This window comes from Methanomicrobiales archaeon (genome assembly GCA_030019205.1).
Classification (GTDB): Archaea; Halobacteriota; Methanomicrobia; order Methanomicrobiales; family JACTUA01; genus JASEFH01.
In genome coordinates this window covers 1-19,475 of sequence record JASEFH010000025.1, presented here as the reverse complement: position 1 = coordinate 19,475, position 19,475 = coordinate 1, and the positions used below count along the sequence as shown (strand labels likewise).

Below are 19,475 nucleotides of genomic sequence, written 5' to 3'. Positions count from 1 at the left end.
ATCTCTCCATGAGAGATTCCCCGCATCAACCGCAGAGAAAGGACCGATCGAATCCGCGACACCCTACGGTCATGCGACTTGTCGATACCCTGTCCGGGCGTATCGCTCCGGGGGATTTGAAAGTGCAGGGTATTCCCGCCGGCTCCCCGGAGGTATGAAGCCACCGATTCCGGACGCGGGCGCGATTCGGTCCCTTCCGCCTGTTCGAACCCCGGATGCCCGCCTTCCCCTGACCGGCGATGCCGCGACTGAGGGTCTGGATGCCCGTACGATCCCTGTCTCCCCCATTCTCTCGAATCCGGCTTCGCCCCTCCCCGGATTCGCTGCGGATCGGGAGATCTCATAACAGCATCACGGGCACGGCTGGCGGGGAGTGCTCCCCATGATTCCTGCGGGCTCTCTGACGGGGTGTATCCGCGCGATTGCCACGCTTTCCGCCGTCACAGGATTTTATTTAACGTCTGGCGTCCAATAGTAGAGGAAGACAGAACGATTCGGTGATGGCGTGAGTTCGAAGATCCACTGGGCGGACGTTGTTGCTGCCAGCGTTCCACAGGACATTCCGCATAGAGTTGCCACCGGCATCACCCCCTCGGGCCCGATCCACATCGGGAACATGCGGGAGGTTCTCACGGGCGACCTCGTCTACAAGGCGATGGTGGACCGCGATCTCGAGGCGGAGCTGATCTACATCGCAGACGACTTCGATCCCCTGCGGAAGGTATACCCCTTCCTCCCCGAGACCTACGCCACCTGCGTGGGAATGCCGCTCTCGGACATCCCCTGCCCCTGCGGAGGCTGCGAGAGCTACGCGGATCACTTCCTGAAACCGTTTTTAAAAGCCCTCCGTGAGATGGATGTTCACCCACGCGTGCTGCACTCCAGCCGGGAGTACCGCAGCGGATCGTACACGAAGGAGATCGCGATGGTTCTCGAGAAGCGAGACGAGATCCGGCGGATCCTGGAGCAGACCTCGAACAGGACCCTCCCGACGACCTGGTCGCCCTTCTACCCGATCTGCGGCGCCTGCGGAAGAATCAGCAATGCCGAGATCCTGGATCACGATCCCGATCGGCACGAGGTCCGCTACCGCTGCGGCTGCTGCCACGAAGGAATCGCGAACTACGCCCGGGGCGAAGGCAAACTGGTGTGGCGGGTGGACTGGCCGATGCGCTGGGTGCACTTCGGCGTCACCGTGGAGCCCTTCGGGAAGGATCACGCCACCGCCGGGGGATCCTACGACAGCGGCTCCCGGATCGCGCGGGAGATCTTCCATCGCGATCCCCCTTACCCGGTGATGTACGAATGGATCAGCCTGAAGGGTCGGGGCGCGATGCACTCCTCCAAGGGAGTGGCGGTGACCATCGACGAGATGCTGGAGATCGTCCCCCCCGAGGTGCTCCGCTACCTCATCGCCCGCACCCGTCCCGAACGGGCGATCGACTTCGATCCGGGCATGGGGCTTCTGCACCTCATCGATGAGTACGACCGCGTCGAGCGGGCGGCCGATAGCCGCGAGTACGAACTCTCCCGGATCGCTTCGGTTCCGACGCGGATACCGTTCCGTCACATGGTGACCATCGTCCAGATCGCGGCGGACCGCGAGAGCATCCTGCAGCGTCTGCGGAGAAGCGGCTATGACGTCCGCGATCCGGAGAACGTGCTGCGGCAGGCAGGGAGAGCTCTCGTTTGGCTGGAGAAGTACGCCCCCGATTCGGTCAGATTCGCAGTGACCGAGGACGTGCCGTCCGGGCTGGAGAACCTGGATCTGGACCAGCAGGCAGGGCTCAGTGCGTATCGGGATTACCTGATTGCCCTTCCCGCCTGGTCCGCGGAGGAGCTGCACAACGGGGTGTACGCAGTCGCCCAGGAGTCGGGGATCCCTGCCAAGAAAATATTTTCGGCCCTGTATATGGCGTTTCTGGGACAGGAGCGCGGTCCCAGGCTGGGCTGGTTTCTGGAAGCCCTAGGCAGGGATTTTGTCATCCAGAGGCTAAAGGAGGCAGTGGAGAGACGTGCGCAGTAAGGGATGCGTTCTCTGCCGCCGGGGGGCGAAGCTGGTGCTGTTCGTCACGGGACTGTGCAGACGTAACTGCTGGTACTGTCCGCTCTCCCGTGAGCGGAAGGATCGTGACGTGGTCTTTGCCAACGATCGAAAAGTTCATTCCGTTCGCGACGTGCTGGCGGAGGCAGAGGTCATGAGCGCCCTTGGGAGCGGAATCACCGGCGGTGAACCCCTCCTCGTCCTGGATCGCGTGGTGGAGTACTGCTCGAGCCTGAAAGACACCTTCGGGAGAGAACACCATATCCACCTCTACACGGGAAGCGCACCCGCGAGGGACGAACTGACCTCCCTCAGGGGATTCGTGGACGAGATCCGCCTCCACCCGCCGCAGGAGAGCTGGGCGCGGATCCTGGACTCCCCGTACGCCCGATCCGCGGAATGGGCGCGCGAGATGGGCTTCGAAGTGGGTATTGAGGTTCCCGCGCTCCCCGGGCTGGATGGACTCGTACCGTCGCTGCCGCTAATCGACTTTCTGAACATCAACGAACTCGAGTGGGGGGAGTACTGCGCAGACGAGATGCGGCGCAGAAGACTCTCCCCTGCCGACGGGCTCCACAACGCCATCAAAAACTCGCACCGCTGGGCGATTCCGCTCCGAAAGGAGAAGAAAGTGCACTGGTGCACATCCTCGTTCAAGGACTCCGTGCAGCTCCGGGAGCGCCTGAAGCGGATCGCCCGCAATACCGCCCGCCCGTTCGAGGAAGTGACCGGGGACGGGACCGTCGTTTATGGCGTGCTGGAAATGGATGGCCAAACGGGGGAGATCACCGCGCTCCTCCGGGGCGTGCCATGGGAGCAGGTAGAGAACCGGTTCGAGCTGGGGTGGAGAGATTTAAAGAGAATGGAGAACCGCCTGCCGGGAAACAAATTTATCATCGAGCGGTACCCCAATGGGGGTATTGTAGTGGAAGTGACGCCGCTGTGAAGCCGAGAACGGGTCTGGAGAGGCTGTACGAACGACTCCTCCTGCTGCAGTGCAGGCACATCCCGAACCATATCGGTGTGATCCAGGATGGCAATCGACGGTATGCGCGGGAGCGCGGGGTCGATACGGCCACCGGGCACCGCCTCGGGGCGGATACCACGGAAAAGATGCTGGACTGGGCCCGCGAGATCGGCATCAGATACATCACCCTTTACTCGTTCTCAACAGAGAACTTTAATCGAGACAAATGTGAAATCGAAGGTCTATTCAGCCTATTTTCAGACAGGTTCGATCGCATCGTCATGGACGAACGGGTCCACCGGAACCAGATCCGGGTCCGGGTCATCGGGGATCGCAGCAAGCTGCCGGAGTTCCTGCTGCGAAAGATCGAGGCGGCCGAGGAGGCGACGCGTATCTACAGCAGGTTCTTCCTCAACGTCGCCATCGCCTATGGCGGGAGGAACGAGATCGTGCATGCGGCACGCGCCATTCTCTCCCGGGTGAAGGAGGGATCGCTGCCGCCGGAAGCGATCACGACGCAGCTTGTGGAGAAGCACCTGAACGATGGACGCTACCTCCCACCCGTTGACCTGATCATCCGCACAGGAAACGAATGCCGCACCTCCAACTTCCTTCCCTGGCTGGCAAACGGCAATGAGTGTGCGGTCTACTTCTGCGCCCCGTACTGGCCCGTCTTCCGGAAGCTGGACCTTCTGCGCGCGATCCGGGTCTACGATCAGAGAATGCGGCTGAAGGAGCAGGATCGGAAACTTCTTTCCTCCTGAATATCAAGATCCGCCTCCGTGTTCGAAATCCGTGCTGCAGGGAAGCACCGCTCTCTTGAGCAGCCGATCCGGGAATGCGAATCGGTGTCGAGATGCAGGGAAGTTCCAGGAGCCACGGCCAGACGGCGTGGGGGACCCGCTCAATGGTGAAGGCGGTCACCTGCCGGATATTCATCCCGACGCTCGATTATCTGGCGGTATACCTTATTGCGAACCGCTACGAGATCGCACTTGTATTCGTGCTGGTGTCCAACCTGCCTTCAGGCCACGCATGCTGCATCCATGAGAGAGTCTGGGCGCGGATACAGAGGGTATGCACGGTCTGAAACGCGAGATGGCCGGAATGACCCCGAATGGACCACTGATCCGTTTACCGGCCGTAACGTCTCTTCCGATTCTGGTAGTCCCGGAGGGCCCGCAGGAAATCCACCCTCCGGAAGCGTTCCCAGTTGACATCGGAGAAGAAGAGTTCGCTGTACACGGACTGCCAGATCAGGAAATCCGTCAGGTGATCCTCGCCGGTCTTGATGACCAGATCCGGGGTGTACTTGAAGGTCAGGTAGGCCTCGATCATCTCTTCGTCCACAGCGTCGGGCGGGACGCCATCCTCCGCCATCTTGCGGATGCACGACGCGATCTCCGCTCTGCCGCTCTTGCCGATTGCCACTGTCACATTCATGCCCTCTCCCGACTCCTCGTTCGTATTTTCGTAATGCAGCCTCAGATGTGCGATGTCCCGGATCGCCCGGATCGAGGGGAGATACGGCTCCACGAGAAGGGGGTCTCTCGTGCTCACATGGAAAGTGCACCCGCGAATCCCGAGATCCCGGCACCATCGCACCACTTCCAAGATCTTGCCGGGTGCCGATGCGAGATCCCTTCCCGTGATCATGAAGCAGATGTGCTGCGGGAACAGCCGTAATTTCCGCTCCAGCAGACATTCATAGATCCAGTACATCAGCCAGACTCTCCTGCAGCTCCTCTGTCGCCTGCCAGCCGGCCAGAACCACGATCAGATCGCTCCCTGCACCTATTTTTTGGTATGGCCGTGATCGGGTTTTGCGGGGGATGGATCCTCGGGATTGGCACGATGATGCAGGCGCGGTCTGCACGATGACCGCCGTTTACCCCTGTACGATGCAGAGCGTCGGCTGAACATCGACCGGAAAGAGATTGCCGCAGATGCAGCAGCAGACGATGACCTGTCTCTCCCCCCGGATCTCCTCCTCGGTGAGGTCCAGCTTACGGACATACCGGCAGTAGGGGCAGACGATCGTCGCACGGATCATCGCGCCGCATCCTGTATGCATTCCCGGGAGCCATCCCGCAGGATGCCGGAGATCATACAATCATGACTTGGTTCCCATAAGGTTATACGGGTATCGGTGCCGCGGTGCCCGAGCGTCTCGAGCTGCCCGTCCGGTGCGGTTGCTGTACGGGTCGGCGACATCCCCGCGATGCGTTCACCGGCGCCTGTGCCGATGGCGCAGTTCGGGAATACTATAATGCTTGGATAATAAATACTCTTCTAGCAGTGTCATCCAGGCGAGAACCCATCGATGAATCCATCCCGGGGATTCAGGAGCGCCGGGATCGTTACGAGCGCGGCGGAGGCGTGCATGCAGCCCGACGTGCGTGAGGACGTTCTGGAAGCGATCCTGAACATGAAGGTGAAAGGGATCTCTCCGATATCCCTGCCGGAGATTGCTGCTACGCTTCAGGAAGAGCCTTCGAGGCTCGAAGAGGTGCTGCAGGAACTGGAGAAGGAGGGATCCGTCTCGAAGAGAGCGGACGGCATTCTGGAACTGACACAGAAGGGAAGCGAGATCGCTGAACGGGTGTGCCGGAAGCATCGTGTGCTGGAGTGTTTCTTATCGGAGATGCTCGGGGTCGACGGGAGGGCGGCATCCCGTCAGGCATGCCAGCTGGAGCACACAGTCTCGGACGAGACCATCGACAAGATCACCAGTCTGTTCGGCACACGCCGCCGGAGGAGGGGGGCCGGAAAGGGGGCACTGGAGAAGAGAGGGATCCGCTCGCTGCTGGCATTCGATGAAGGTGACGAGGTGACGGTCAGCATGATCCAGGGAGCGAGGAGGCTGGATCGGCTCGCCGCACTCGGTATCCTGCCGGGGGCGAGACTCCTGCTGCGAAGGAAGCTGCCCAACGATGCCATCGTGGTGCAGGTGAAGGAGTGTGACATCGCCCTGAGCCCCGAGATCGCCAGTTCCATCTTTGCGGAGAAGAGTCGATGAAGATCGCACTCATCGGAAATCCGAGCGTCGGAAAGTCGCTCATCTTCAACCAGCTCACCGGCCTCGGCGTGGAGGTGAGCAACTACCCGGGCACCACGGTCGCCCTGCAGCGGGGGAGCGTCTGCTACAAGCGGGAGATGATCGAGATCGTCGACCTCCCCGGCATCTACTCCCTTGACGGCGAATCGGAGGAGGAGCAGCTGGCGCGGGAGTACCTCAAGAAGGGCGGCGTGGATCTGGCTCTGGTCGTCGTCAACGCCACGCGTCTGGAGCGAAACCTCTTCCTCCTTCTCCAGGTCGCCGAGTGCGGAGTCCCGATGCTCGCCGTGCTCAATATGATCGACGAGGTGGAGAGCGGGGGCTACGAGATCGATATCGACAGACTGCGCGAGATCCTGGGCATTGAAGTGCTGACCACAGCCGCTCCCGAAGGGCGGGGGATAGAGAGGATCATTCCCGCCGCCCTCTTCTCAGCGCGCCCTTCCCCGGTGAGGATACCCTACGACTACCATATCGAGGGGGCCGTACGCAGCCTGGAGAAAGTCGAGGGAGCCGCCCGGGCGGAGGCGATCCTGGCGCTTCTGGGCATCGCCGAGAAGCCCGAGCTGCTGGAGGCGGCCACTGCGATCGTGGAGGAGATCGAGAAGACGCACCGCATGACCGTGCGGCAGATCATCGAGGCCAACCGTCACCATTTCGCCCATCAGATCGCCCTCAAAGTTATCAGAAGGAGAGATGTCCCTCCCTCGTTCGACCTGGACAGGCTGTTCACCCGAACAATACCCGGCATCCCCCTCATGATCGCCATCATGCTTGCCATGCTGCTCACAGTCTTTACCGTGGGGTCCTTCCTGGAGGAGGTGATCACCGGACTCTTCGATATTCTGCTGCTCCAGCCGATCGCGGCCCTCGCTCTCCCGCCGCTCGTCGGCACGGTGGCGATCGCCGTGGCGCTCGCACTCCAGGCCGGCTTCGGGATCGCATTCCCCTTTGTGCTGACCTTCTACATGCTCCTCGCGCTGATCGAAGACTCCGGCTACATGACCCGTGTCGCGTTCCTCGCCGACAAGACTATGCACCAGTTCGGCCTCCACGGTGAGGCGGTGATCCCTCTCGTACTCGCCTTCGGGTGCAATGTACCGGCGGTGATGGCAACAAAGAATCTGCAAAGCCGGCGAGAGAGAATGATCGCCGCGACCCTGGTCACCATGGTGCCCTGTTCCGCCCGCACCGTTATCATCACGGGCATCGTGGCGGCCTTCATCGGCATCGTTGCAGCGCTCAGTGTGTACACGATCGTGCTTCTCCTGGTGCTGATCACCGGCCTGATCCTCTCCAAAACAGTATCCGGGGAACGGTTCGGGATGATCCTGGAGATGGTGCCCCTGCGGCGCCCGGATCCCCTGCTCGTCCTGCGCAAATCCTGGACGCGCCTCCGCGAGTTCCTCTTCGTCGCGATGCCTCTGCTGATCGCCGGCAGCATCGTCCTGAGCCTGCTGGAGTTCTTCGGCATCCTCGCTATCTTCCAGGATCTCGTCTCCCCCCTCTTCGTGGATCTGCTCGGTCTCCCGCCGTATGCCGCAACTGCCCTGCTATTCGGCATCCTCCGAAAAGAGATGGCATTCGAGACGCTCGCCGTGCTCGCAGGCACAGCGGACCTGCCCCTCGTGATGACTTCTCTGCAGCTCTTCGTCTTTGCCGTTGTCAGCACGCTCTTTGTGCCCTGCATCTCCACGATCGCCATCCTGTACCGGCAACTGAATGCCCGCACGGCCCTGCTGGTATCGATCTACACGGTGCTGCTGGGCCTCGTAGTAGGAGCTACAATCCACAGGGTGGCAATCTGATGGGGAGGCGATGGATCGATGCATCTGCAGTGGTCGAAAAACCGATTCGCGCCACGCCCGGTTCGACGTCGCCGTCAGACCCGGGGAGGTGAGACACCGTGCTGACATTCGTGGGTCTGGGACTCTATGACGAGCGCGACATCTCCTGCAAGGGGCTCGAATGTGTCCGAAAGGCGGATCATGTCTACCTGGAATGCTACACCTCGAGGCTCACGGGCACGACGGTGGACCGCCTGCAGGCGTTCTTTGGAAAGCCGCTGCAGCTGCTGGAGAGGAATGCGATCGAACAGGATCCTGCCGAACTCCTCGACCGTGCCCGGAATGGGCGGGTCGTCCTCCTCACCGGCGGCGATCCCATGGTATCCACCACTCACATCGATCTGCGCCTTCGAGCGGCGGCGGCAGGCATCCCGACGCACATCATCCACGGGGCGTCCATATCCACGGCGGTCTGCGGCATCACCGGGCTCCAGAACTACCGCTTCGGAAAGTCATGCTCCATCCCGTACCCCCGCAAGGGATGGTTTCCGCTCACACCCTGGGAGACCGTCCGCATCAACCTGGAGCTGAATCTCCATACTCTGGTATTCCTGGACATCCAGCCGGATCGCTGCATGACCATCCCGGAAGGGATCGAACTCCTGGAGAGGATGGCGCACACGGCGGGGGAAGAGCTGCCCTCGCTGTACGTGGGAGTCGCCCGTGCCGGGTCCCGGAATCCGCGCGTGGCGGCAGGAAGCGGTGAAGCGCTGAAACGCATAGATTTCGGACCGCCTCTCCACGTTCTCGCCGTACCGGCGGAACTGCATCCGATGGAGAGGGAGTACCTGGATACGTTCGCTCGCCTATGAGAATCGATGCAGCCGGCAGGGAGCTGGAACGGGCGCTCCTCACCCTCGCATGCACGCCCCCCGAGAACACCGCGCTCCACCGCGTTGCAGATGAGATCCGGGAGATGGCATCCGCCTACTGCCGGGATGGCCGTGCCTTTTTCGAGCGGGGTGACCGCGTGAACGCCCTTGCCGCCTACTCCTATGCTCACGGGTGGATCGAGGGGGGACGGTATCTGGGGCTGATCGTCCTGGAAGGATCCACAGCCCTGCCCCGCTTCACGGAACGGGTTCCGGATGCCGTGCAGCCCCTTCTGGAGGAGAAGGCGCGCCGCTACGGCAGTCTTCTGATGCGCGGGCTGCAGGCGCTTGAGTTCGCCCCCGAACGCAGCACAGCCCTCCACGGGGCTGCTCTCCATGCCACGCGGGTGGCTGAGGGGATGGTTGCCGCAGGATCCGGGTATCACCGCGGCGGGGATGCGGAGAATGCGCTGGCATGCTACAGCTACGGGTTCGCCTGGCTGGATGCGGGGATCCGAGCCGGTCTCTTTCGGATCTCCTGCGACCGGGATCTCTTCACGATATGAATCTGCTTCGAATGCAATGGACTAATTTATGGATACGTAAACCAATATGTGAGAAGCTGTATCGGCGGAATGCTCGGCAGGACTGTTCGCACCTCCCCGGAGACGTGATCGATGAGAAAGAAATACAGGAAATGGTTCTGGATATCGATTCTCTTCAGCACCGCCGTCCTTGCAGCCGTGCTCTACTTCACGTTCGACGAGACCACCGTGGAGTATCTCTCGCGGATCGATCCCCTGTTCCTTATCCTGGCACTGGGTCTGCATGTGGCAGCCCTCGCTGTCTGGGCGGCGAAGATCCAGAAGATGGCGCAGTCACTCGGGTATCGGGTGGGATTTCTGTACTGCCTCAATCTGGTCAATGCAAACCTTCTGATAGCGGCGATCACGCCCTCCCAGGCCGGCGGGGAGCCGGTGCGTATCCACGAGCTCTATGCGGCGAACGTCAGGCTCGGAGATGCGACGGCGCTCGTCATCACCGAACGGATCCTGGACGGGTTCGTCCTGGCGATCGGCGGAGCTGTGACCATCTTCCTCCTGGGGACGATGAGTCTCTCGTCCTGGATCGGATGGCTGATCCTTGCCGCATGGATCGGGGTGATCTCGATCCTGTTGATCTTCTTCTACTCGATGAATAACCCGGATCTCCTCAAACGACTGGCGAAACGGGCGAGCTCTCCGTTTACGCGAAAATGGGATCCCGATCGGGTGCAGCGGTTCGGAAATCGAGTCGACTGCGAGGTTGACAACTTCCACTCCAGTCTCTCGCTCTTCACGCACCAGGGGCGCCGGGGACTGCTGTGGGGCACGTTCCTAACGACGGTCTTCTGGAGTCTGGAGTTCCTCACGCCTTCGTTCATTCTGATGGGACTCGGTACATCGCCCCACTTCGTGGAATCCTTTGTCGCCCAGATCGTCATTGCCATCGTGATGATGGTCCCGCTGACGCCGGGCGGCTCCGGTGTCGCGGAGGTGAGCGCATACTCTCTCTACGCTCTCTTCGTGGATTCGGCCATTGTGGGCATATTCGTGATGCTGTGGCGCGCAATATTCTTTTACTTCAATATATCCCTCGGCGTGCTGTCCAGCATCCCGATCCTGCGGAGGAAGGTGGATCGTCTCGATCGCGATGGCAGGTGACAACGTTTAATACGAATAAGGATTACGTCCTCTCAGCGTTATGGATCTGGTCAAGTGTGCAGTCCAGGGGGTGTTCATCTCCGTCACAGAGCTGGGAACTGCCCCCACGGTCGTGCTGGATGTCGGCGGGGGTTCCTGCATCCCTGTCTACATCGGATTATGGGAGGCGATCTCCATCAGCAATGCCCTGAATAAAGACGTCCTGCCGCGCCCCATCACGCACGATCTCTTCATCGAGCTGCTGAACAATTTCGGGCTCTCGCTTGAGGAGCTGCACATCGACTCGCTCGAGGATGGGGTGTACTATGCGAAGATGGTGCTCCGGCAGGGCGATCGGTGCGAACTCCTGGACTGTCGCCCCAGCGATGGCATCGCTATTGCCCTCCGTGCCGGTGCGCCCATCCTCGTGGACAATGAAGTGATCCAGATGGCATCGATCAAGAGGGAGAATCTCCCCCAAGTGGTCGATATCAACAATTATTTCTGATGCCATTCCGGTCAGAGTGCAGATCGCGCGATATCCGATGAATGGCGGACACCCAGATGGCCGGACAATGGAGATGCCAGAATCAACCGAAGTTATGGATTTTAAAAGGATGCAGGGCAAATTATCATATGCAAAATTTTATAAGCGCAAATTTGAATAAGGTGTAATTAACCTTCCATTTCTGGAAAAGCAAAGAAATACATAGGAATATTAATAGAAAAATATAAATATAGTAACACCAAACTATTTTTCAGAACGCCATGGATGAGAGAACCCCTGAAGCCTCCCAGTTCTTCTGGCTGCTCGACGAGCTGAACTACGGGGTAGTGCTCATCGATACCGATCTCAAGATTCTGTGGCTGAACCACGCCCTGGAGGATCTCTTCGGTATACGGCGGGAGAATGTGCAGGGGCAGGATGTCCTATCTTTCATTCGGGAGGCGATCGTACCCCGGATCGACGACGGTGCATCGCTGCTGGAGCGGGCATCCGCGTCAGTGGCAGGAGGGGTCTCCATCCGGGACGTCGAATGTCACCTGAAAGAGCCCGTGGCCGGGGTGGAATGGCTCGACTACTCCAGCCAGATCGTCGAGAATGGTCCGTTCGCCGGCATGCGCATGGACATCTACCAGGATGTGACGCTCCGCAAGCAGCTCGAAGAGGAACTCGCCCAGCACTTCGGGCATCTGGGTGAGATGATAGAAGAGAGGACCAAAGAGCTGCGCGAATTGAATGAACAGCTCCAGCACGAGATCCAGGATCGGAGGAGGGTAGAAGAGGAGCTCTCGAAGGAGCGGGACTTCAGTTCCAGACTGATCCAGGGATCCCCCGCCTTCATGGTCGCGATCGACGCTCGGAGCCATGTGGTGATGATGAACGAATCCATGCTCCACGCTCTGGGGTTTACGCAGGAAGAAGTGATCGGAAAGAACTATTTCACCCAGTTCATCCCGGAGGAGGACCGCGAATCGCTCAGGGCGTTCCTTCAGGGGAAGATCTCGGCAAAGGAGCCGTTCGCCTACGAACACAGACTCCGCACGAAGGAGGGGCGTGAACTCCTGGTGGAGTGGCTGGGGAGGGTGGTGTATCGGGATACCGGTGAGTTCGATTATTTCTTCGGGATAGGCATCGACATCACCGAACGGAGGCGGGTGGAGTCGGCGCTGTCCCAGTCCGAGAATCTCTACCGCACCATTTTCGAGACGACAGGCTCGGCGACGATCATCATCAACGAAGATGCAACGATAGCCCTGGCAAACACCGAGTTCGAGCGGGTGTTCGGGTACTCCCAGGGCGAGACGGTGGGAAGGAGCTGGATCGACCTCATTCCCCGGGAAGATGGCGAGCGGATGAAGGAGTACCACCGTCTCCGCCTGATCGACCCGAATCTCGCTCCCCGCAACTATGAGATCCGTCTCATCGACAGGAAGGGGGATCTCCGGAATGTGGCCGTAACGATTGCCATGATTCCCGGCAGTGGGAAGAGCGTGGCCTCTCTTCTGGATATCACCGAGCGGAAGCGGGCGGAGGAGGAGATCCGGCAGCACAACAGGTACCTCTCGACGATAAACCAGGTGATCGCGGCAGTCGCATCCGCGGGAAGCCTGGACGAACTTCTGAACGTCGCTCTCGAGAGGACCGTTGCCCTCCTGGAGTTCGATGCGGGAGCGATCTACCTGGTCGATCCCCTGCGAAAGAAGGCGACGATGAAGGTGCAGAGGGGTCTGCCGGACTGGTATCTGAAACAGATGGAGACGCTCGATATCCAGGGGGCCCCCTACTCGCGGATATTCGGCGACGGGGAACCCTGGTACATGGAGAAGAAGGATATCGGAATTCTCTCCTTTGCGAGTATCCCTTTCCTGGCCGGAGAAGACGTGATCGGTGCGGTTCACCTCGCCACCGCGAAGCAGTATCCCTTCACCGAGAAGGAGAGGGATATCCTCGGGTCGATCAGCCGGCAGATTGGAAGCGCAATCCAGAAGCGGTTGCTCCAGGAGAAATTGGAGAAGGCGTACCGTGAGTCCACGCTCTACCTGGATATCATCAGCCACGACATCAACAATGCCAACAACGTCTCCATCATGTACGCCGAACTTCTATCGGACATGCTCGAGGGGGAGAAGAAGGAGTTCGCGGAGAAACTGGTTGCGAGCATCAGGAGGAGCATCGAGATTATCGGCAACGTCTCGAAGATCCGCAGGGTGTACGAGGACAGACCGGTTCTCAAACCCATCGACCTGGACTCCGTCATCCGCTCCGAGATCCGCACCTTCCCGGATGCGGCGATCAGCTATGACGGCACCGACGTCATGGTGACTGCGGACTATCTCCTCGCCGAGGTGTTCGCCAACCTCATCGGCAACAGCCTGAAGTTCGGCGGACCTCATGTCTCCATCGCCATCCGCATCGAGGAGCGGGATGACGAGGTGGAAGTCACCGTCGAGGACAATGGACCCGGTATATCCGATAAGGTCAAACCGCTCATCTTCAACCGATTCCAGCGGGGGGAGTCGAAGGCCAGCGGCAAGGGTCTCGGGCTCTATCTCTCGCGGATGCTGGTGGAGCGGTACGGGGGGACGATATGGGTGGAGGATCGGGTGCAGTCCCACCCCGAGATGGGTGTCGCCATCAAGTTCAGGCTGAAGAAGGCCTGAGTTCTCCGCTCTGTCGAGAAGTTCTCCGGCGTTTTTGATCCTGCAGATATTATTCCCTCCCGTCTTGATTCGGTCCTCCTCTCCCCGCAGCCCTGTAAGGGCCGACCCATCCCTTGGGAGAGGGGGAATCGTGCGATAGGCCTGCAGGGGCCCGTGAATCCCAAACAGGATATCTCCAGGGCTATCGCAAGAAGGGGTTGGGGCCCCGCCTGCAAAGATGACAGCCGTCCCGCAGCACACTCTCTGATCGATGAGGATTTCGACAGGGCCGAGTTCTCCGATCGGCAGGTGAACTGTTCGACTCTCTCCGATCGCCCCGCGGCTCGTTCCCGATCGTCGGTGGTGCGGGAAGGGGGGGTTCGGATTGCCCCTCCAGCCCTGAGGGCTGATCCCCGGCGTAACCCCGACCGATCCTCGACCGCCCGCTGATCGCGCTCCTTCGTAGGAATGAGGATTTCCACGCTTCCCGCACCCAATCGGGCATCAGGCCCGCTTCCGGATAGCCGGGCGACTTCCCCTGCGTTATGCCCACGGGATACGGGTGCGATACCCTCCGGGGGAGGGATCACGACCGTATCGGAATCTTCCCTCCCCGATGGCTCCGACCTTGACATTCAGCCTCCAACCCGCAGGTCGAGGGATCTTGATAAACAATTCCATGTTCCGGCAAAATTGTTCGGATACGACAGGAAGCATGCTACCGAAAAGAAATCCTCGTGAATTTATCGGGATGCGCGAAGTGCTGGATCCAGAACAGGGCAGGAGCTCCTGCCGCCCTCCATGAGCCTCCACACCGCCAGGACGATATGTCAGCGGGGAGGATGGCGGCACCGTCTCTGCCCTTCATGAACGTGCAACGACGTCCGCGTTCGTGTGGGGGACCGAGCCTCTGTATCTCCGGAAGGTCAGCACACTCTGCCGTCGCGGTTCTCCGCACAGCATCAGGAGTGGGCTGATACCCCCGCCACCTTCTCTTCCGCCGCCCTCTCCTATGGCATGGCCCTGTCGCGCAAGGAGGAAGAGGGGCCCGGGGTCAAAAAGCGAGGCATCCCGGGTGCCGCACCACGGGGCACCCGGGAGAGAAAAGGCTCCCGATGAAGGAACACCATCCTCGCGGGCGGATGGAGAACCCTTATTGGGGATGACCCCATCCGATCGGGAGGACATCCTGGGTGCGACCGGTCCGGATACAGATCCCTGGCTCTTCCTGTCCGGACCTACCGGCATGGCGAGGGATGCGCAGGAGGGGTATCGGAGGGGTAGGGCTGCATGGGGATTCACCGCCTGCGGCGCTCCAGTTCCCCGAGAACCGCATCCAGTTCGATATCCGCAGCCCGGAGCGCCACGAGCACGTGGAAGACGAGATCGGCCGCCTCACTGACCGTCCGCTCGGCAACTCCCCCTTTTACAGCGAGGATGAACTCCACTGCCTCCTCGCCGACCTTCTCCAGCACCCTGTCGATGCCCTTCTCGTCCTGGATGAGCCGGCTCACGTAGGACTGCGGCGAAGGTCTGGCGACCCGCTCATCGATGACTTCCCACAGCTCCGACAGTATCTCTATCCTTGCCATACTCCTCCTCGGCGAGCAGCACTTCGTTCAGATTCAGCTGCAGGAACCGCCTGCACAGCATTCTGGCCTTCTCCACGTTGATCCCGCCCTTTCCGATGGCGATACCCAGATCGCTCTTCTTTCTGACCCGGACATTGATCGAGTTCTTTTCAGGATCGACCTCCACGGCGACCACCTCGGCGGGTTTGAAGATGTTGGCGATGAACCGATCCCGATCCTCGGCGTATTCGACCATCTCGATCTTCCGTCCGAGCACTCTCTGCATCTTCTTGATATTTTCCCCTTTTCTCCCGATCGCGAGCCCCATGTCGCCCGGTTTCATCACGTAGATAACCCGATCGAAGCGTTCGTCGATGATGCAGTCCAAGGCAGTGGATTTCGTGAGAATTCTGAGTTCTTCTATGTATCGCCTCTCTTTAAAGCCGATTGTGCGTTCCATCGAATTGTCCAACTAATCGTTTCTATTGCAGGCCAATAAACCTAACTCTTTAGCGGACGACTCTCTCGAAGCGGTTCCAGGGCTCTCCGCGGAGGGCTCGATTTTCCAATAGATCCCCTCATATGGAGGTTTACGATCCTGATACAATGGCCAGGTGGCTGGGGATCGATCAGGCACGGGGTGAGATCCCGTGTATCCTCCATCTCGCGCCGCGTCTGGGAAAGATCCCCTGCAGGACAGGAGATTCCGTCCAGAATAGTCGATCTCGAATGCAGAGATTGGTACTGCACGGTTCTTCATCTACCCTCCTTCGCACGGACGAGGGGGTCTTCCGCGATACTCGCAATTCCATACAGGCCTATCACACTATCCTCCTGCCCTCGGCGAGGGGAGGAGGCGGCCCGTTCCGGGCCGCGGGGAAGGGACGATCTGAACCCCTGTAACCAATAGTATATCTGTGAGATAGGCGGATACGCCCGGGATAACTTCCCAGAGGAGAAGTCCCTGAAAGACCCGCTCTGGCCTTTTCGGTTGCCTCACGGCAGGAGCACGATTCTCGTCTCGGATCCGAATGCTGGTGGCCGCTCTATCGCACGAAGGGGTAGAAGGAAGCGAGGTCCCACCCCGAAGATACCAGAGAGCCGTACCACACCCCCTACACCTCCCTCCGATGGCCAGGGATGGATATGCTCTAGACGCCAGGCAGCGGTCGAGACCAACCCAACACAGATATTATCGAGATAGGTTCTCGAACGTGAGATCGATCGTATGCACTCAATCGGCATTCCGAACAAGTCATCGGACTCATCCCTCTCTTTTTTGCCTCAGCAGCCAAAATCACTATTCTGACAGGATTTTTTCAGATAATTGCTGAATGCATTTCCAACTGGATACGGCATAATATACCAGAATAATTCCTGATGACAGTAAAAACAGACCGAGTCCGAGAAGATTCACTCCCAACCCTCCCTGAGCTGGTGGAAGATAGTCCGATGGGTGGAAGAAGATACTGTAGATGATTGCGACAAATCCCGCAACACAAGCGGCAGCTGCCGCGAATGAAAGGACTAACATGAATCGGATGGATGGCGGTTGTCGTACGAGAGAGCGGCCTTCCGGTGTCAATTCGTAATATATCCATTTATGGCCATTGTCAATGCAGTTAATGATTCCAGCGGCACTCATCCTCTCGAGATGTTCGTGAACCGTGGCTTTTGCGAGGTTTAGATCTCTGGACAGTTCGCTCACGGTCATTTTGCGCTTCTCTAATTTTTTCAGGATATCTATTCTCGTGTCGGAGGCGAGCAGTTTGAGTAGCGACCTATCCAAAATAATCTGTTTAGGTATCAACACTCTGATCCTCTATGGAAGATCATATAAATTCTTTTGAATCAACCCGTCTGATCCCTGTCTGCTGGATCTCTCAGGCTCACCCTATCAAGTATGTATCCTACGGCTGCCACAATTGCTGCCCCATGCAGAGGAACCGTGATCCATACGATATAGTCGTTTGTAGCGACGATGCCGGGGACCAGCAGGTTGAGAAGAGAGTGCAAACCCTGTGCAAAGAAGAAAGGAATGTAGCACCCATAAACCCCGATTACAATCAGGATACCGGTGTGGGGTGTTGAGGTGAGAATGAAAACGCCAATCAGACCCCAGATCCACCCAACGATGGCACCGATTTTCCATGCCTTCATTCCTGTAAACCCCGAAAAAGATCAGCTTATTGTTGCACTCACGGGCAACCTGATTGTGTTGTTGTGTATATCCATTCCATGGAATATCCATATCGGTTTGAAGAATTCCTGATCGACGTCTCGATTTTCTGCGTAATATCCGAGGTAGATATCGGATATCACGATTCCCTCCAGGGGTGACGGGTATCTCGTTACCAGCTCGCCCCGGTTGAGCTTCCCATAGGCCTGCTCTGCGGTGATGATCGGAACTTCTCCAGTGTATTCTACAGTACGCCAGACTTTGTCAATCTGGAGAAGCTATCCATTCTCGCCTAAGGCAATCCAGATCTCAGCACCCGGACCGATGACTGGCATCCCCTGGAGCTGTTGTTCGTATATGACCAGAGTCCACTGCGGGTACTGTTCTTCGATTGTCTCTGTTGTGAGATTGTACCTGTTGATCTGAACCCGCTCAACTTTATGGAGAACCGCATCTACTGGAAGACCGCCGTATTTTTCCAGGGCTTTCAATGCCATCGCCGGGGCCTCCTATTCAGAGGGGATGCTCGGTTTGATCGCCATTAATCTCTCCGAACCAAAGGTGAATGCTTCTTTTTCTATCACCCTGAACATCGGGGCTGTGTCTGGAGATGCAGGAAATTCTGTATTCAGGTTGAATTTACTGAACGGAGATTGAAGCTTGTAAGGTCTCGAACCATCATCGATTATAATTCCGAGCGATGCAATTGCCACCACAAGGATGGCAAGAATTGTGCCAAATACGATCCAGGTATGTTTCATTATCTCCTCTCCGTTTAACACGCCCAGCTATCGTAGTAGATTGCGTCGTCGTCCGGATTTTCGTTCGGTGCTACATAACCCTGCCCGGATAAGTGGTCGTTCAAAAGTTGAGTTTGGGTATCAAATATGACTCTGGCAGTTACATCCGAGCCAAATACTTCTTGAGTTGCCTGCTGCCATGCGTATCCAATAGTATGATCGTAATCAATGCAATTACGCAGGAACCTGTCAGGGAGTTCCACATACGCTGCTTCGAGCGTCGAAAATCCTAAAATTCCATGCGAGTACTCCAGTGCACCACCCCATTGCAGGTTAGCCAGTATGTGACATGCATCGATTACGACCCACTTATCTGTATAATCCCACTTTTTATACACTTCTCCTCGATCAAAATCTCCAAAAGGATAATTCGAAAACTCTATGTGGGTTTCTCCTAGCAAGTTGATCCCGTGTCCGAAGTGGTTGTGAAATTCAGCCTCATCCAGCCCTTGGTATCCAGACTGCGAATAACCGAGATCGTATTCATTTACATTCCAATCTACTTCGTAGAATTTCTGAGACCATTCTGCGTTATTTAACCGATTTTTCACTGCATGGGATACGCCTGTTCCGAAAGGGTACAGATCTTCAGAGTGGTCATACTGCTCCACATTTGTAATGGAGTACTGGTATGCTGATACCGGAACACTCAAAGCGCTCAAAAGAATAAGAGCCAGGATTCCAGCTCCTATCGATTTGTTTCTCAAACAGATCACTCCTCGTGTTCCATTTTCTTACGCATGATCTCCTGATCGCACCGCAAGATTTCCATCCCGTCGTTCAGGATAACACACGTTCCAGAGAGTTTTCATATCGTTCGAACTCTTGGACAAGGGAAATTTATCTGTAAAAGATTTAAAAATACGAAAAATGTCAGGTTTTCCCTGACATATCCGATAGATTAAAATATCACCTGTCCTGAACGGGATGATGCATAGGATATTGACAAATCGTCGTGAAGGGTATATTGCCCTTCCCACCTCTGGTACGACAGGAACGATCTCAGGTTTTCAGGTCCTGGACTACCCCTCCCGTAACTTTCGGTGATTGAAAAAGTATCTCATAAAGAAGTCACCGATCAGGGAATATGGGAATGATCTCTATGGCTCACCGCAAGCTCCACGCTTATCACGGATCTCAAGAACGGCTGGGAGGCCTATTGCCGAGATCGAGTCTCTATAAAAAAATTGACTGTCTCGGGCAAAGAAATCCAGAAGTAAACGCCTTTACCGATGTGGGGCTGTGTATCCATGAAGGGTTGTCTGCTCGATGTATCTGATGAATTCCTGGAATTTCAAGTTTGACTGTGAGGTCATCCCAAAACCCTCCAGATCATGCGGGCACAGGCCAGGTATATGAGCCCCAGGAATG

General features: G+C 57.9%; 20 protein-coding genes. 11 read left to right on the top strand and 9 right to left on the bottom strand.

Translation table 11 applies throughout. The features are described 5' to 3' along the window. The first annotated feature begins 505 nt into the window (after window positions 1–505). From lysS to QMC96_11590, 4 genes are all read left to right on the top strand, one after another. A complete protein-coding gene (gene lysS, locus QMC96_11605; GenBank protein MDI6877404.1) occupies window positions 506–2,026 on the top strand; it encodes a lysine--tRNA ligase in 1,521 nt (506 codons plus the stop codon). Beyond that, window positions 2,016–2,990: a radical SAM protein gene (locus QMC96_11600; GenBank protein MDI6877403.1), complete on the top strand. Its 975-nt coding sequence runs from the start codon at window positions 2,016–2,018 to the stop codon at window positions 2,988–2,990. The genes lysS and QMC96_11600 overlap by 11 nt, the downstream gene beginning before the upstream one ends. After that, the gene (uppS, locus tag QMC96_11595) at window positions 2,987–3,775 is read left to right on the top strand and encodes a polyprenyl diphosphate synthase (GenBank protein MDI6877402.1); all 789 of its coding nucleotides are present in this window, start codon (window positions 2,987–2,989) and stop codon (window positions 3,773–3,775) included. The genes QMC96_11600 and uppS overlap by 4 nt, the downstream gene beginning before the upstream one ends. 74 nt (window positions 3,776–3,849) lie before the next feature. Beyond that, the gene (locus QMC96_11590) at window positions 3,850–4,101 is read left to right on the top strand and encodes a hypothetical protein (GenBank protein MDI6877401.1); all 252 of its coding nucleotides are present in this window, start codon (window positions 3,850–3,852) and stop codon (window positions 4,099–4,101) included. A 44-nt stretch (window positions 4,102–4,145) separates the two neighbouring features. On the opposite strand, the gene QMC96_11585 is transcribed toward QMC96_11590, so the two are convergent. Further along, window positions 4,146–4,736: an undecaprenyl diphosphate synthase family protein gene (locus QMC96_11585; GenBank protein ID MDI6877400.1), complete on the bottom strand. Its 591-nt coding sequence runs from the start codon at window positions 4,734–4,736 to the stop codon at window positions 4,146–4,148. A 163-nt stretch (window positions 4,737–4,899) separates the two neighbouring features. Then, window positions 4,900–5,064 (bottom strand): hypothetical protein, encoded by a 165-nt coding sequence (locus tag QMC96_11580; protein ID MDI6877399.1) that lies wholly within the window; start codon window positions 5,062–5,064, stop codon window positions 4,900–4,902. 270 nt (window positions 5,065–5,334) lie between these two features. Here QMC96_11580 and QMC96_11575 point away from each other — a divergent pair, with 270 nt between their 5' ends. The 7 genes from QMC96_11575 to QMC96_11545 all read left to right on the top strand — a co-directional run bounded on the left by QMC96_11575 (window position 5,335) and on the right by QMC96_11545 (window position 13,575). Then, entirely contained in the window at window positions 5,335–6,030 is a 696-nt protein-coding gene (locus QMC96_11575; GenBank protein MDI6877398.1) for a metal-dependent transcriptional regulator, read from the top strand. After that, entirely contained in the window at window positions 6,027–7,877 is a 1,851-nt protein-coding gene (gene feoB / locus QMC96_11570; GenBank protein MDI6877397.1) for a ferrous iron transport protein B, read from the top strand. The genes QMC96_11575 and feoB overlap by 4 nt, the downstream gene beginning before the upstream one ends. A 98-nt stretch (window positions 7,878–7,975) precedes the next feature. Continuing rightward, window positions 7,976–8,728, top strand: coding sequence for a diphthine synthase (dph5, locus tag QMC96_11565; protein MDI6877396.1), 753 nt, complete (start codon window positions 7,976–7,978; stop codon window positions 8,726–8,728). Then, complete coding sequence (locus tag QMC96_11560; protein MDI6877395.1) at window positions 8,725–9,294, top strand: DUF357 domain-containing protein; 570 nt, start codon at window positions 8,725–8,727, stop codon at window positions 9,292–9,294. Before dph5 ends, QMC96_11560 begins: the two co-directional genes overlap by 4 nt. 111 nt (window positions 9,295–9,405) lie before the next feature. Beyond that, window positions 9,406–10,431, top strand: a complete 1,026-nt coding sequence (locus tag QMC96_11555; GenBank protein ID MDI6877394.1) for a flippase-like domain-containing protein — start codon at window positions 9,406–9,408, stop codon at window positions 10,429–10,431. 40 nt (window positions 10,432–10,471) lie between these two features. Next, complete coding sequence (locus QMC96_11550) at window positions 10,472–10,918, top strand: bifunctional nuclease family protein (GenBank protein ID MDI6877393.1); 447 nt, start codon at window positions 10,472–10,474, stop codon at window positions 10,916–10,918. 260 nt (window positions 10,919–11,178) lie between these two features. Next, window positions 11,179–13,575: a PAS domain S-box protein gene (locus tag QMC96_11545; GenBank protein MDI6877392.1), complete on the top strand. Its 2,397-nt coding sequence runs from the start codon at window positions 11,179–11,181 to the stop codon at window positions 13,573–13,575. Window positions 13,576–14,852: 1,277 nt separating this feature from the next. Here the strand turns inward: QMC96_11545 and hisE are convergent. The 7 genes from hisE to QMC96_11510 form a co-directional block, all read right to left on the bottom strand. Continuing rightward, the gene (gene hisE, locus QMC96_11540; protein ID MDI6877391.1) at window positions 14,853–15,146 is read right to left on the bottom strand and encodes a phosphoribosyl-ATP diphosphatase; all 294 of its coding nucleotides are present in this window, start codon (window positions 15,144–15,146) and stop codon (window positions 14,853–14,855) included. Beyond that, entirely contained in the window at window positions 15,100–15,585 is a 486-nt protein-coding gene (locus QMC96_11535) for a NusA-like transcription termination signal-binding factor (GenBank protein ID MDI6877390.1), read from the bottom strand. The genes hisE and QMC96_11535 overlap by 47 nt, the downstream gene beginning before the upstream one ends. 840 nt (window positions 15,586–16,425) lie before the next feature. Then, window positions 16,426–16,935 carry a winged helix-turn-helix domain-containing protein gene (locus tag QMC96_11530; GenBank protein MDI6877389.1) on the bottom strand — a complete coding sequence of 170 codons (510 nt, stop codon included), beginning with the start codon at window positions 16,933–16,935 and terminating at the stop codon, window positions 16,426–16,428. 41 nt (window positions 16,936–16,976) lie between these two features. Beyond that, complete coding sequence (locus QMC96_11525) at window positions 16,977–17,285, bottom strand: hypothetical protein (protein MDI6877388.1); 309 nt, start codon at window positions 17,283–17,285, stop codon at window positions 16,977–16,979. 297 nt (window positions 17,286–17,582) lie between these two features. Next, the gene (locus tag QMC96_11520; GenBank protein ID MDI6877387.1) at window positions 17,583–17,801 is read right to left on the bottom strand and encodes a hypothetical protein; all 219 of its coding nucleotides are present in this window, start codon (window positions 17,799–17,801) and stop codon (window positions 17,583–17,585) included. 12 nt (window positions 17,802–17,813) lie between these two features. Then, window positions 17,814–18,065 carry a hypothetical protein gene (locus QMC96_11515; protein ID MDI6877386.1) on the bottom strand — a complete coding sequence of 84 codons (252 nt, stop codon included), beginning with the start codon at window positions 18,063–18,065 and terminating at the stop codon, window positions 17,814–17,816. Between the two features lie 14 nt (window positions 18,066–18,079). Next, window positions 18,080–18,811 carry a DUF6345 domain-containing protein gene (locus QMC96_11510; GenBank protein ID MDI6877385.1) on the bottom strand — a complete coding sequence of 244 codons (732 nt, stop codon included), beginning with the start codon at window positions 18,809–18,811 and terminating at the stop codon, window positions 18,080–18,082. Window positions 18,812–19,475: the final 664 nt, after the last annotated feature.

Coding starts and splice junctions, on each gene's coding strand:
- QMC96_11590 (MDI6877401.1), top strand. CDS start 3,850: ATGCGAATCGGTGTCGAGATGCAGGGAAGTTCCAGGAGCCACGGCCAG.
- QMC96_11580 (MDI6877399.1), bottom strand. CDS start 5,064: ATGATCCGTGCGACGATCGTCTGCCCCTACTGCCGGTATGTCCGTAAG.
- QMC96_11575 (MDI6877398.1), top strand. CDS start 5,335: ATGAATCCATCCCGGGGATTCAGGAGCGCCGGGATCGTTACGAGCGCG.
- feoB (MDI6877397.1), top strand. CDS start 6,027: ATGAAGATCGCACTCATCGGAAATCCGAGCGTCGGAAAGTCGCTCATC.
- QMC96_11560 (MDI6877395.1), top strand. CDS start 8,725: ATGAGAATCGATGCAGCCGGCAGGGAGCTGGAACGGGCGCTCCTCACC.
- QMC96_11555 (MDI6877394.1), top strand. CDS start 9,406: ATGAGAAAGAAATACAGGAAATGGTTCTGGATATCGATTCTCTTCAGC.
- QMC96_11550 (MDI6877393.1), top strand. CDS start 10,472: ATGGATCTGGTCAAGTGTGCAGTCCAGGGGGTGTTCATCTCCGTCACA.
- QMC96_11545 (MDI6877392.1), top strand. CDS start 11,179: ATGGATGAGAGAACCCCTGAAGCCTCCCAGTTCTTCTGGCTGCTCGAC.
- hisE (MDI6877391.1), bottom strand. CDS start 15,146: ATGGCAAGGATAGAGATACTGTCGGAGCTGTGGGAAGTCATCGATGAG.
- QMC96_11535 (MDI6877390.1), bottom strand. CDS start 15,585: ATGGAACGCACAATCGGCTTTAAAGAGAGGCGATACATAGAAGAACTC.
- QMC96_11525 (MDI6877388.1), bottom strand. CDS start 17,285: ATGAAGGCATGGAAAATCGGTGCCATCGTTGGGTGGATCTGGGGTCTG.
- QMC96_11520 (MDI6877387.1), bottom strand. CDS start 17,801: ATGGCATTGAAAGCCCTGGAAAAATACGGCGGTCTTCCAGTAGATGCG.
- QMC96_11515 (MDI6877386.1), bottom strand. CDS start 18,065: ATGAAACATACCTGGATCGTATTTGGCACAATTCTTGCCATCCTTGTG.